Source organism: Chryseobacterium mulctrae (assembly GCF_006175945.1).
Lineage (GTDB): Bacteria > Bacteroidota > Bacteroidia > Flavobacteriales > Weeksellaceae > Chryseobacterium > Chryseobacterium mulctrae.
Genome location: NZ_VAJL01000001.1, coordinates 1,414,987 through 1,429,674 on the forward strand (window position 1 = coordinate 1,414,987; position 14,688 = coordinate 1,429,674).

Annotated in this window: 5 protein-coding genes, 2 tRNA genes and 1 rRNA gene; 4 read left to right on the top strand and 4 right to left on the bottom strand. The window is 36.3% G+C overall.

All coding sequences use genetic code 11. From position 1 onward, the window contains the following. Positions 1-59: 59 nt before the first annotated feature. The 4 genes from FDY99_RS06335 to FDY99_RS06350 all read right to left on the bottom strand — a co-directional run bounded on the left by FDY99_RS06335 (position 60) and on the right by FDY99_RS06350 (position 3,504). Positions 60-133 (bottom strand) — tRNA-Ala (locus tag FDY99_RS06335). An 87-nt stretch (positions 134-220) separates the two neighbouring features. Continuing rightward, positions 221-294: transfer RNA gene (locus tag FDY99_RS06340), tRNA-Ile, on the bottom strand. A gap of 181 nt (positions 295-475) precedes the next feature. Next, a 16S ribosomal RNA gene (locus tag FDY99_RS06345) occupies positions 476-1,992 on the bottom strand. Positions 1,993-3,213: 1,221 nt separating this feature from the next. Beyond that, the gene (locus tag FDY99_RS06350) at positions 3,214-3,504 is read right to left on the bottom strand and encodes a helix-turn-helix domain-containing protein (RefSeq protein ID WP_074232293.1); all 291 of its coding nucleotides are present in this window, start codon (positions 3,502-3,504) and stop codon (positions 3,214-3,216) included. Between the two features lie 184 nt (positions 3,505-3,688). On the opposite strand from FDY99_RS06350, the gene ccoN reads away from it, so the two are divergent. The 4 genes from ccoN (at position 3,689) to tamL (ending at position 14,668) form a co-directional block, all read left to right on the top strand. Further along, positions 3,689-5,968, top strand: coding sequence for a cytochrome-c oxidase, cbb3-type subunit I (gene ccoN, locus FDY99_RS06355; RefSeq protein ID WP_139420043.1), 2,280 nt, complete (start codon positions 3,689-3,691; stop codon positions 5,966-5,968). Between the two features lie 18 nt (positions 5,969-5,986). Further along, on the top strand, positions 5,987-6,865 hold the full coding sequence (locus FDY99_RS06360; RefSeq protein ID WP_139420045.1) for a cbb3-type cytochrome c oxidase N-terminal domain-containing protein: 879 nt from the start codon (positions 5,987-5,989) through the stop codon (positions 6,863-6,865). Positions 6,866-7,271: 406 nt separating this feature from the next. Beyond that, positions 7,272-12,320 (top strand): translocation/assembly module TamB domain-containing protein, encoded by a 5,049-nt coding sequence (locus FDY99_RS06365; RefSeq protein WP_139420047.1) that lies wholly within the window; start codon positions 7,272-7,274, stop codon positions 12,318-12,320. Continuing rightward, positions 12,320-14,668, top strand: a complete 2,349-nt coding sequence (tamL, locus tag FDY99_RS06370; RefSeq protein WP_139420049.1) for a translocation and assembly module lipoprotein TamL — start codon at positions 12,320-12,322, stop codon at positions 14,666-14,668. The genes FDY99_RS06365 and tamL overlap by 1 nt, the downstream gene beginning before the upstream one ends. Positions 14,669-14,688 lie beyond the last annotated feature (20 nt).

Genomic DNA, 14,688 nt, shown 5'->3' on the forward strand with positions numbered 1-14,688 from the left:
GATGAACAAATATTGTTTTTGGCTCTATTCGTAACTTTTAAATCAGTTTTCCAAAACTGTGGAGAATAAGGGAGTCGAACCCTTGACCTCCTGCGTGCAAGGCAGGCGCTCTAGCCAGCTGAGCTAATTCCCCCTCTAGGTAAGATGTTAGATGTTAGTAATTAGATATTAGTAAAAAACTAACTTCTAAATTCTAATTTCTAACCTCTATTTCAATTAGTAGTCTCGGGCAGGCTCGAACTGCCGACCTCTACATTATCAGTGTAGCGCTCTAACCAGCTGAGCTACGAGACTCTCTCTAATTAATAATTATTAATTAATAATTGTTAATTATCTCTGTTCCCGTTTACTAATTTCTAGTGGGTTTTGTATTTTTATATTATATATCAACCAAATAAAAAACTAAAGCTTCTCTTTAAGTAAGTACTTATGTATCTTACGATACTAATTTTGTTTATCGTCTAAAGACGCTCTAAAATGAGATGTTCCAGCCGCACCTTCCGGTACGGCTACCTTGTTACGACTTAGCCCTAGTTACTTGTTTTACCCTAGGCAGCTCCTGTTACGGTCACCGACTTCAGGTACCCCAAACTTCCATGGCTTGACGGGCGGTGTGTACAAGGCCCGGGAACGTATTCACCGCATCATGGCTGATATGCGATTACTAGCGATTCCAGCTTCATAGAGTCGAGTTGCAGACTCCAATCCGAACTGAGACCGGCTTTCGAGATTCGCATCCTATCGCTAGGTAGCTGCCCTCTGTACCGGCCATTGTATTACGTGTGTGGCCCAAGGCGTAAGGGCCGTGATGATTTGACGTCATCCCCACCTTCCTCTCTACTTGCGTAGGCAGTCTCACTAGAGTCCCCAACTGAATGATGGCAACTAGTGACAGGGGTTGCGCTCGTTGCAGGACTTAACCTAACACCTCACGGCACGAGCTGACGACAACCATGCAGCACCTTGAAAATTGTCCGAAGAAAAGTCTATTTCTAAACCTGTCAATTCCCATTTAAGCCTTGGTAAGGTTCCTCGCGTATCATCGAATTAAACCACATAATCCACCGCTTGTGCGGGCCCCCGTCAATTCCTTTGAGTTTCATTCTTGCGAACGTACTCCCCAGGTGGCTAACTTATCACTTTCGCTTAGTCTCTGAATCCGAAAACCCAAAAACGAGTTAGCATCGTTTACGGCGTGGACTACCAGGGTATCTAATCCTGTTCGCTCCCCACGCTTTCGTCCATCAGCGTCAGTTAAAACATAGTGACCTGCCTTCGCAATTGGTGTTCTAAGTAATATCTATGCATTTCACCGCTACACTACTTATTCCAGCCACTTCTACTTTACTCAAGACCTGCAGTATCAATGGCAGTTTCATAGTTAAGCTATGAGATTTCACCACTGACTTACAGATCCGCCTACGGACCCTTTAAACCCAATAAATCCGGATAACGCTTGCACCCTCCGTATTACCGCGGCTGCTGGCACGGAGTTAGCCGGTGCTTATTCGTATAGTACCTTCAGCTTTCCACACGTGGAAAGGTTTATCCCTATACAAAAGAAGTTTACAACCCATAGGGCCGTCGTCCTTCACGCGGGATGGCTGGATCAGGCTCTCACCCATTGTCCAATATTCCTCACTGCTGCCTCCCGTAGGAGTCTGGTCCGTGTCTCAGTACCAGTGTGGGGGATCACCCTCTCAGGCCCCCTAAAGATCACTGACTTGGTAGGCCGTTACCCTACCAACTATCTAATCTTGCGCGTGCCCATCTCTATCCACCGGAGTTTTCAATATCAAATGATGCCACTTAATATATTATGGGGTATTAATCTTCCTTTCGAAAGGCTATCCCCCTGATAAAGGCAGGTTGCACACGTGTTCCGCACCCGTACGCCGCTCTCAAGATCCCGAAAGATCTCTACCGCTCGGCTTGCATGTGTTAGGCCTCCCGCTAGCGTTCATCCTGAGCCAGGATCAAACTCTCCATTGTATGTTTGTCTGACTCACTCAAAGTTTTGACGCTTTAGTTTTTCCTTACTTGGTTGTATATTATTTTTCAATGATCTCTTCTCTCTCGCTTTTTACGATACCTACATTTTCTGTCGTTTTCAGTACCGATTTGCGTGTGCAAAAGTAAAACTTTATTTCTAACTGACCAAATGTTTTTAAAAGAAATTTTAAAGTTTTTTGATGACCCTAAATCCTTATTTCCCACACTTGATTTATTCTACTCCGCTCCCGTTTTACCGGACTGCAAAGATAAGAATCTTTTTATTTCTCGCAAATTTTTATTTCAAAAAATTTAAAAGTTTTTTCTAAGATCTTTATCTATCCGTAGATAACACTAGTCTTATCGTTTTCGCCTTATTCAAAGCTCTTCTGCGCTACCAATCAACTCTCGTTTTTCAGTGGGGCAAAAGTAGTACTTTATTACCACACAATCCTAATTTATTTAACATAAAATTCATATTTAATCAATATTCCATGGTAACTAGCTGGTTTTATGATTCAAAATTTTGAGAGTTATAGGTAGCAGGAGTTAGGACTTAGGTTATCAGTGGCTGGTCGCAGGTTGTGTCGGAGAGTTGGAGAGTAATAGTGTTGGAACGTTTGAGAGTGAAGATTATAGGAAAGGGTTAAGTTCTGAAAGTATAAGAGAGAAGAAAGAAAAGGTTTCAGACGGAAATATCTATGATAATATAGAGAAGCGCTTTATCGCAAAGGCAAACTAAGAGTTTTTAGTTGTGTTCTTATATAGGATAAACTAAGGCGTTCTACTTAGCTAAGAAAAACAAATCAGAAAATAACGGATTGGTGATCTATGTGTCGCTCCCATGGAACTTTGATTCTAAATTCATATGCTTTGCTACAAAGGTGGTGCTCCGATGGAGCGCTATCTCGTATTTTGGTAACATCTTATCCTATTAACAGGACGCCACTCCGTGGCTTTTGAAGATCTTTGCTTCTAAATACATTAACTAAGACTAGCTCATATTAAATATTTAGTGATATTTTTTTTAAAAACTCAACATTCTCATAGTAAGTCTATCATCTATTATCTTGTATTTACTCGCATTCTAAAACAGCCCGGATTGAACGGCTTGTTTGAGCTCTTTTTGCTGCAAAGAAAAAGCAGGGCGCAAAAAAGCGAGTAGTGAAAGCCGGAAATTGCTACTAAAGAAAAATCTATATATAAGGATAGATGAAATTGTTACAAATTTTGGGGCAAAGCGATATTATTTTTCTTCATATATTCAATAAGCTCATTGTATTTGTCTTCATAATCATTTGTACCACACTTGTGAGAGATACTGCATATTTCCGAGGGTTTTATATTGAGGATGTTTGAAATTTTTGTGAGAATCTCCAGATTGATTTTCACTTTTGAATTTTCGATATCAGAATATGCTTTTTGAGAAATACCCATTTCGAATGCCATGTATTCCTGGGTAAGATCACGATCGCGTCGCATTTTCCTGATATTTTGTCCACAAATTTTCATTACACAATAGCTTTAGTAGTTTTCGGTATATTTTAGAAGTATATCTAATAGCCTTAGACAAAGTTAGTAAATACCTTTGTCAAAACATTACATACGCAGCATGATATTTCTTTTCAGGTCATCGAAACCCTTTGTTTAAGGGAGATTCTGTGAAAATTATTGTTCGTTGCAAGACACAAGACTTATGGAGACGCAAAAATTTCATTATGACAATAATATTGTCAGAGCATTCCTCTATGCTACTGTAGTATTCGGGATTATTGGTTTTATTTTAGGATTAACCGCAGCTTTGATGCTTTTTTATCCTGAATTGCCTGAATTTTTATTTGGAACTGACGACACAACCATTCAGAGTTTAAGAAGTGGTAATATTCAGGGGTTAGTTAATTCGCAGGGTGCTTTAGGATTTGGAAGAATCAGAATGCTTCATACGAGTGCAGTTATTTTTGCTTTTGTTTGTAATTCATTCTTCTGCGGTGCTTATTACAGTATGCAGAGACTTTTGAAAACAAGAATGTACAGCGATACTTTATCATGGATCCATTTCTGGACATGGCAAATTATGATCATCGCTGTTGTGATTACTTTCTTAATGGGGATTAACACTTCAAAAGAATATGCTGAACACGAATGGCCAATCGATATTTTGATTACTTTCTCTTGGGTAATTTTCGGAATCAATATGTTTGGAACGATTGCCAAAAGACGAGTGCGCCATTTATATGTAGCCATCTGGTTTTATATTGCAACTTGGATTGCCGTTGCAATGCTTCATATCTTCAATAATCTAGAAGTTCCGTTATCTTTTACAAGCTGGAAATCATATTCTGCTTATGCAGGAGTGAAAGACGCGTTAGTTCAATGGTGGTACGGTCATAATGCGGTTGCATTCGTTTTGACAACACCGGTTTTAGGTTTAATGTATTATTTTATGCCTAAAGCTGCCAACCGACCAGTATTTTCATACAAACTTTCTATCATTCACTTTTGGTCACTGATCTTCGTTTATCTTTGGGCAGGACCTCACCACCTTCAATATACTGCTTTACCGGCATGGGCTCAAGCGGTGGGAACAGGTTTCTCGATTATGTTGATTGCTCCATCTTGGGGTGGAATGCTGAACGGATTATTAACTTTAAGAGGAGCTTGGGATAAAGTAAGAGACAATCCTATCTTGAAATTCTTCGTAGTTGCAGTTACTTGTTATGGAATGGCAACTTTCGAAGGACCACTTTTAGCAACAAAATCTTTAAATAAAATCGGGCATTACACCGACTGGGTAATTGGTCACGTTCACTTAGGAGCTTTAGGATGGAATGGTTTCATGGCATTCGGAGTTATCTATTACCTGATCCCAATCATGTGGAAAACCGAACTTTGGTCTAAAAAATTAGCCAACTGGCATTTCTGGCTGGGAACTTTAGGAATTCTTTTCTATGCTGTTCCAATGTATATCGCCGGATTTACTCAAGGTTTGATGTGGAAACAATTCAATCCGGATGGAACTTTATTATGGAAAAACTGGCTAGATACTGTGACTGCGATTATTCCTTACTTTAAAATGAGATTCTTAGGGGGATTATTTTATCTGAGTGGAGCAATTTTAATGGTTGTAAATGTTTACAAAACAATTAAAGCAGGATCATTCCAGAAAAACGTGCCTGCAGAAGCACCTGCTTTAGCCAATGTAGGAAGCTCAAGAAAAGAAGGCGAAGGTGTACACCTTTGGTTAGAGAGAACCCCTCACCTATTATCAATATTAGCTTTTGTAGCCATTGCAATCGGTGGATTAGTAGAGATTGTTCCTACATTAACTGTAAAAAGCAACTTGCCAACGATATCTGCTGTGAAACCTTATTCACCATTAGAATTGGAAGGTAGAGATCTCTATGTAAGAGAAGGCTGTAACTCGTGTCACTCCCAAATGATAAGACCCTTCCGTGATGAAGTAACAAGATTTGACGGAAAAAACGGGCAGTATTCTAAAGCCGGGGAATTCGTTTACGACAGACCATTCCTTTGGGGATCAAAAAGAACAGGACCGGATCTTCACAGAGAAGGCGCAAGAAACCCAGATTCATGGCATTTTAAACACATGTACAACCCAAGAATTACTTCTGCAGGTTCTATTATGCCGCGTTTCCCCTGGTTGATTACCAACAAACTGGATCGTTCTCAAATGATCGATAAAATGAAACTGATGAAAAATACTTTTGATGTTCCGTACACCAAAGCACAGATAGACTCAGCAGATCGATGGGCAAATAATCAGTCACAAGCGATCGTAAAAAGAATTTATTCTGAAGCAACCGATGTAAAAGATCAAATGGACAAAGAGAAAATTGCCAAAGGAAACGATTTTATACCGATGGAACAGAGAGAGATCATCGCTATGATCGCCTATCTGCAAAGATTAGGAACAGATATCAAAACAACCGATATCAAAACAGCAAGCGTAGATTAATTTTAAATATCTATTACAATGAAAACGAGAACACCCATATCTATATATATAGCAATAACCATAGGAATTACGGTAATGGCGTTCGAAATGTTCGCACAAGATGCCAATTATTTTTCTACCCCTTTCTTTTGGGCATTGCTGATCATCATCACCATTTTATTGCTCATCATGAATTCTATCGGAGATTTGGTAGAAAACGAAAGGTTCAGCAGACTGACAGAAGAAGAGAAACAGGAATATATTACTGATAAAACAACTCCGTATTATCTAAAACTTTGGAATTCGGCTTTCAAAAAACAATCGCAGGCTGAAGAAAAAGATATTTTGATCGATCACGGTTTCGACGGAATTACCGAACTCGACAATTCTTTACCAAAATGGTGGATCGGTCTCTTCTATTTCGGAATTATCTTCTGTGCAGTTTATATGATTGCATTTGCTTTCACAGACTATGCTCATCCCGAAGCTGAATACGACAAAGAAGCTAAATTACAGCTTGCTTCCATTGAAGAATACGAAAAAAATGCTCCGCCCATTAATTTGGAAACTGCAAAATATAGCGCAGATTATATTACAGAAGGCGAGCAATTATTTAAAACCAATTGTGTAACCTGTCATGCAGACGGTGGAAAAGGTGGCATCGGTCCAAACTTAACCGACACGCACTGGATCAACATAAAAGAGAAAAGTTTGTTTAAAAATGTTTTCTGGATGCTCGAAAACGGTTCGCCAAACAACCCAACTATGCGTCCTTTTATAAAAGAAGGTACCATTACAGGAAGAGATGCCGAAAAAATTGCATCCTATATATATCATATCAATCAGGAAAAATCTCCTATCACAGGAAAACAGGGAGGTGCGGCTCCACAAGGAGAAATCGCAAAATGGCAAGAATAATTACTCATCTAAATATATAAAACTATGAATTGAATCTCCATCAGATGTATGTCGCAGTTGTAACTCAACTAACATCTGAAAACCTATTCACTTTAAATATTCCATAATATTTAATTATCAACTGAGGCATACATCAATGCAAAAACCTGTTCACTGAGCAGGTTTTTGTAGTTAATAGATACCACATATTTAGTAAATTTCAACAATTTTTCCGCCTTGGCAAACATATTGCTCAGCTTTTAAACAAAGCCCTTTAGCGGGCTTTTTTCAAAAAAAATAAATCATGGTACAGTTCATCAAATTTCATTTTTTTTAAATTTAAGTTAAAATGTGTATTTTTAAACATCGATGATCAAAACACTCATCAATCAAAAAAAAAGTATTTATTGGCTAAATCACAGAAATTTTGAAAATAAAATTTAATAAAAGAAAAATTCTCAGAGGTATTGTTATTACAATGATCTCTTTTATTGTTTTAATCATCCTGCTCATTTTAAGTTTAAGACTTCCGGCGGTTCAGAACTTTGTAAAAGATAAACTGATTGTTTACCTTGAGAAAAAAATAAAAACCAAAGTAAGTCTAGATAAAGTCTATATCGGTTTTCCAAACAGTTTGGTGATGGAAAATCTATATCTGAAAGGTCAGAATATAGATACGCTTTTAGCTGTGAAAAAATTCGATGTCGGTTTAGATATGTGGAAATTGATCAATTCTAAAGCTGATATTACCTCCATAGATTTAGAAGGCGTTCGCGCAAATGTGGTTAGAAATCCGCAGGGAAAATTCAATTTTGATTATATTATTGATGCGTTTGCTACTTCCGATAAAGAACAGGAGCAAAAACCGTCAAAGCCTTTTATTATTTCTCTTGATAAAATTAAATTAAAAGATATCGGGATCACTTTCAACGATCAGCAATCCAGAAATGATATCAAAGTATATTTCAAATCTTTTGATACCCGAGTAAAAACTTTTGATCTTCAAAACAATTCTTACGCAGTAAATGATATTAATCTTGACGGATTAAAATTAAAACTAAAACAAGATTTAGTAAAAGAAGTTGCTGCTAATGTAGAAGAAAAAGTAGATTCTCTGAATCAGAAAAAGGCAATGAAATTAGGTTTAAACAAAATAAACCTGACCAATTTTGATATTGACTATGGCGACGATAATACCAAAACTTTTGCGAAAGTTCTTTTCAAAGAATTAAGTACAAAAGTAAACAGCATCGATCTTGAAAACAACGATTATAATGTTGGAAATGTTTATTTAACCGGAGCAAATATCAACGTCAATTTATTCCTTCCAACGGAAAACGCCAATCCTAAAAACGAAGAAAAGCCTGAAGTTTCAAAAAATTCGGCAAAAGAAAAAGCAATGAAAGTCCTTTTAGGGAGACTTCATTTAGATGATGTAAAAATCGCATACAACAACACAGCCATCGCTCCTACAAAAAGCGGAATGGATTTTAACCATCTTAATTTTGCTAAATTAAATATCGACGTCCGAAATTTCAAAATGGAAAACAATGGTTTTGCAGGTTCTGTAAAATCAGCAGAAATACAGGAAGCAAGAGGTTTGAACGTACAAAAGTTCAACACCGATTTTGTTTACGCAGAAAAAGAAGCGTATTTAAAAAACCTTTACCTGCAGACTCCAAAAACAATCTTACGAGACGAAGTTATTTTAAATTATAATTCGATTGACCAGTTATCATCCAATCTTGGAGCGGTAAAAATTTCAGCCGACATCCGTGATTCTAAAATTGGTTTTTCTGATATTTTAAACATAGTTCCAACTTTAAAAAATACAGCACCGTTCAACAAATATCCAAATGCGACTTTAAATGTAAATGCTTTGGTGAACGGAACTGTGAATGATTTGATGATCCAAAATCTGAAAGTTTCAGGTTTAGACCAATTGAGAGTTTTGGCTTCAGGAAAAATCAAAAATGCGATGAATCCTGATCAGTTGTATTACGATCTGAAAATTGCAGAAGTTTCTTCTTCCTCAAAAACGATTTATAATTTAGTTCCAAAAAATACTATTCCGAGCAATATTACTTTGCCATCTTCTTTTACAATCCGTGGAACAGCAAAAGGTACGAACCAAGTTGTAGATGCCAATTTGCGTCTGACTTCCACTTTAGGAAACGCTGCCGTGATTGCTAAAGCCGATATGCGCAGAAAAAACAGAGAAACTTTTGATGTAAAAGCCAATCTTCAGAGTCTTCAGATCGGAAAACTGATTCAGAATAAAGATATTGGAAGTATCAATGCAAATATCAATGCAAAAGGACAAGGTTTTGACCCAAAAACAATGTCTGCAAATCTTTCGGGTGACGTACAATCTGCAACTTACAACGGCTACACTTATCAGAATATGAATCTGAAAGGTAAAATAAACCGTGGTGCTTATGATATTGATTTAAACTCAAAAGATCCGAATGCCAATTTACATCTTGCTGCTTCCGGAGTTTACGATGAGAAAAATCCGACAGTAAAAGTCAATGGAAATATCAATAAATTAGATCTAAACAAATTAGGATTTTACAGTTCGCCAATGATCATTGCTGGTGGAATTGATGCCGATTTTAAAAGTTTAGACCCAGATAATCTGAACGGTTATCTTAATTTACAGGATTTTGCCATTTCAGATACCAAAGAAGTCTACCCTATACAAGTAGTTAGATTGAATGCCTTTTCAAAAGCAGATTCAACTTTAATTCAATTCAATTCGCAGATTGCAGATGTAGAACTGAATGGTAAATATAAACTGACTCAGATTTTTGGAGCTTTAAGTCAAACCATTAATCAATATTATCAGTTTCAAAAACCTGGCAAAGCTCAGAAAATTGATGCCGGACAATTCTTCACCATTAATGCAACAATTAAAAATGACGATCTGATCAGAAAATTTGTACCGGATCTGAAAAGTTTTGAAACCATCAACATTACAGGAAATTACAATGCAGATTCTCAGAAAATAGAATTGGATGCAAAAATTCCGCAGGTTTTGTACGGAACAAATACTTTGGAAAATACCAATCTGAAAATCACAAACGAAAATCAGGCTTTACAATATGATCTTAGTGTTGCCGCTTTGAAAAGTGAAAGTTTTGCTTTAAATAAAGTGAACATTAATGGCGATGTTGCTAATAATATCATCAATTATAATATCACCACAAAAGACGATAAAGATCAAACGCAGTTCCTGATTGCAGGAAATGCCAAATCGTTGAATGATGTTACCGAAATATCACTAAATCCGAATGGTTTAAAATTAAATTATATGGATTGGACGGTTGCTGAAAACAATAAAATTCAGATTTTCAGTCAGGGAATTGTTGCGGATAATTTCCGTTTATCAAATTTGGGAGCCGAAATTTCTTTACAGTCTGAAAGCAGTTCACCAACCAGTCCGCTGAATGTTTCATTGAAAGATTTTAAAATAGAAACGATTACAGAGATCATCAAAAAAGATTCATTGCTGGCGAAAGGAACCATCAACGGAACAGCGCAGTTGAGAGATTTAACCAAAAATATGACGTTCACTTCAGACATCAATGTTTCTGATCTGATTGTTTATGGAAGTCCGGTAGGAAATTTGGCGATTAAAGTCAATAACCAATCCGCAAATCTTCTGAATGCAGACATTGCACTTTCGGGGAATAATAATGATGTAAAGATTTTAGGAAATTACAACACTTCTTCGAGTACGTTTGATTTAAATTTAAATATGAATCAGCTTCAGATGAAAACGCTTCAGGGCTTTTCGATGAATGCAATTACCAATACGGAAGGTTATCTTTCGGGAGATTTAAAAATTACAGGAACGACAACTGCACCGAAAATTTTGGGTGATATTAAGCTAAATAATGTCGGATTAATGATTGCACAAACAGGAAGTGATTTCAGAAATATCAATGATAAAATAGGATTTACCAACCGCGGAATTGAGTTTGATGACTTTAAAATTAAAGACAAAGACGGAAATGCTCTGAACATCGACGGACAGATTTTAACGCAGACTTACAGAGATTTTGCATTTAATTTAGATCTAAAAGCTAAAGATTTCAAAGTAGTAAATTCTGAAAAATCAAACGACGCGATGATGTACGGAATTCTGGCAATTGATGCTGCATTAAAAGTGGGTGGGAATCTAGATTTACCAAAAGTTGACGGAAGATTGGCAGTTTCAGAGAAAACAGATTTCACATTTGTACTTCCGCAGTCGAGCCCATCTTTGCAGGAAAGAGACGGTATTGTAGAATTTATCGATCAGGATCAGATTGCTCTTAATAAAACCATAAAATCTGATTCTGTCAAAGCAGAAAGTCCGATTAAAGGATTGGATGTAAATGTCAACATTGAAGTAGATAAAGAAGCAAAAATGTCGATTATTATTGACAAAGCCAATGGAGATTTTGTAAAACTTCAGGGTGAAGCAGATTTAACAGGCGGAATTGATCCTTCAGGAAAAACAACTTTAGTCGGCGTTTATCAGGTAGAAAAAGGAAGCTACGAAATGTCGGTAAGTCTTTTGAAAAGAAAATTTGATATCCAAAAAGGAAGCACCATCACCTGGACCGGCGAACCAACAACCGCTAAATTGGATATTACCGCTATTTATAAAACCAATGCAGCGCCTATTGATCTTGTAGAACAACAGTTTGGAGGAAATCCTGCAGATCTTAATCAGTTTAAACAAAGAATTCCATTCAATACATTACTGATCCTTAAAGGAGAACTTTTGAAACCTGATATCTCTTTTGATATTACCACAGACGAAAAAAATAACGCGGTTTCTTCTACCGTTACAGAAACAGTAGACGGAAAACTGTCTCAGTTGCGACAAGATGAAAACGAAATGAATAAGCAGGTTTTTGCATTGCTTTTACTGAATCGTTTTATTGGTGAAAACCCTTTCGAAAGTAATTCCGGAGTTTCTGCTGAAACATTGGCGAGACAGAGTGTGAGTAAAATTCTTTCGCAACAGCTTAATAATATTGCCTCCAATCTTATAAAAGGAGTTGATTTAAATTTCGATCTTGAATCTACCGAAGATTATTCTACCGGAACTCAAAATACAAGAACCGATCTGAATATTGATATCAGCAAAAAATTATTAAATGACCGTCTGAAAGTTACAGTAGGAAGTAATTTCGGATTGGAAGGTGAAGCGAGACAAAACGAAAATACCACCAATATTGCAGGAGATGTTATGATAGATTACAGCCTTTCTAGAGACGGAAGATATATGTTGAGAGCGTACCGAAAAAATGATTATCAGGTTGCTTTACAAGGACAAATTATAGAAACCGGAGTAGGATTTATCATCACTTTAGATTACGATAAGTTCCGTGATATTTTCCGTAAATCTAGAAATCAGAGAAACAAGGAAATCAGAGAAAATAAAAGAAAACAAGATAACCAAGTCGTAGAATTTAAATAATGAAGAATACCTTTAATATATACTGCAAATATTTTTTGGCATCGGGAATGACGGTGGCAGTTATCTCTTGTAGCAATACCAAGTTTCTAAAAGACGGGCAAATGCTCTATACCGGAGCTGAAGTAAAAATAGAAAGTGATTCTCTTTCAAAAAAAGAAAAAAGTGAATTGAAGTCTGCACTCGAAGAAAATCTTACGCCAAAACCAAATTCTACTTTCCTTGGTTTAAGACCAAAACTCTATGCATACAATACTACGAAAGAACCCAAAAAAGAAAAAGGCATAAAGTACTGGCTGAAATATAAATTTGGTGAAGAACCTGTTTTGCTTGGAGATGTTGACAGAGAATTTAATAAAGATATTATTGTAAATTATTCTGAAAACAAGGGTTATTTTAATGCAAAAGCTAAATATGACACGGTTTCAAAAAATAAAAAAGCGCAGGTTATTTACACCTTAAATCCGGGAGCAAGATATTTAATAAGCAATGTGAATTTCCCAAAAGATTCTACGCTTATTAATGCAGAAATTCAGAATTTAAAAGAAAAAACGTTACTTAAAGAAGGAAATCCTTTCGATCTTGATGTCATCAAAAACGAACGACAAAGAATCGACAATGAGCTAAAAGACAAAGGTTTTTATTACTTCAGTCCAGACAATATTATTGTACAAGCAGATAGTACGGTAACTAAAAATCCAAAAGTTGAGCTTATTGTAAAGCTGAAAGACAACACACCAAAATTGGCAACCGAACAGTTTACAATTGATAAAGTAGTTGTTTTTCCTAATTACAATCTTCGCGATGCTAAAAAAGGAAAATATAATATCCCGATGAATCCCGATTCTTTGAAAGGATATGAGTACAACAATATTTACGTAGTTGATCCTGATAAAAAATTTAAACCAAGAATTTTTGACCGAGCTTTATATTTCAACCAAGGTGATATCTACAATAGAAAAGACCACAATTTATCTCTTAATCGATTGATCAGCTTGGGTGTTTTTAAGTTTGTGAAAAATGAGTTTGTCGTTTCAGATTCTTTAAATCATAAGTTTGATGCGTATTATGTATTAACTCCAAGAGAACTTCAATCTTTACGCTTGGAAGCTTTGGGAAGAACCAATTCTGCAAATTATGCAGGAAGCGAACTAAATTTAAACTGGACGCAACGAAATTTTTTCCGTGGTGCAGAACAGTTTAAGGCTTCTGTTTATGGAGCATTCGATGTTCAGATGGGCGGTCCTGCAGATGCTGAAAACATTTTCAGAGCGGGAACCAATGTACAATTATCAATTCCAAGAATTGTGGCACCTTTCCGTTTCAATTCTTCAAGTGCTTTTGTTCCGAGAACTAATATGAAACTGGGATATGAATTCCAAAACAGAACAACTTTATATTCTTTAAATACATTTAATGCTTCATTTGGGTACCAATGGAAAGAAAATGTAAGAAAAGAACACGAACTTAATGTCATTGATGTTTCTTTGATTCGTCCGGCAGACATTACTGAAAAATTTAAAACTAAATCTGACGGCAATCCTTACCTTCAAAGAATAACTGAAAAGCAACTTATTTTCGGACCCACTTATTCTTACACCTATTCCACAACAATGCTTCCTAGAAAAAATACGTTTTATTATAAAGGAATGCTGGATTTAGCAGGAAATATTACAGGTCTTGTTACAGGAGCCAATGTAAAAGAAGGAAAGGAAAAAACAATTTTCGGAGTTCCTTTCAGCCAATATGCAAAGATTGAAAATGATCTAAGATTCTATCATAAGTTTAATGAGAAAACATCTTTTGCTTCACGATTTATTGCAGGAGCTGCTATTCCTTATGGAAATTCAGAACATATTCCTTTCTCAAGACAGTTTTTTGTAGGTGGAAGTAACAGTATCAGAGCATTCAGAGCAAGAACTTTAGGTCCTGGAAGTTATGATCCGAGAGATGAGAATAACAACAGAGCTGTTTTTGATCAGTCGGGAGACGTAAAATTAGAATTGAATGCTGAATACAGAGCCAATCTTTATAAATTTTTGAATGTTGCAGCATTTGTAGATGCAGGAAATATCTGGTTGATTAATGATGATATCAATGATGAGGGAGTCAATACAAGACCGGGAGGAAAATTTTCTAAAGAGTTTTTAAGTGAAATTGCAGTAGGAGCAGGAGTTGGTCTACGATTAGATTTCTCAATTTTAGTTTTAAGACTTGATTTGGCAATGCCTCTAAGAGTTCCATATTACGAAAAAGGCGACCGATGGACTTTCGACAGAATCAATTTTGGAGATTCCAGCTGGAGAAAAGATAATCTTATTCTGAATATAGCCATTGGATATCCTTTCTAAAAAGCTAATGTTAGTTAGTT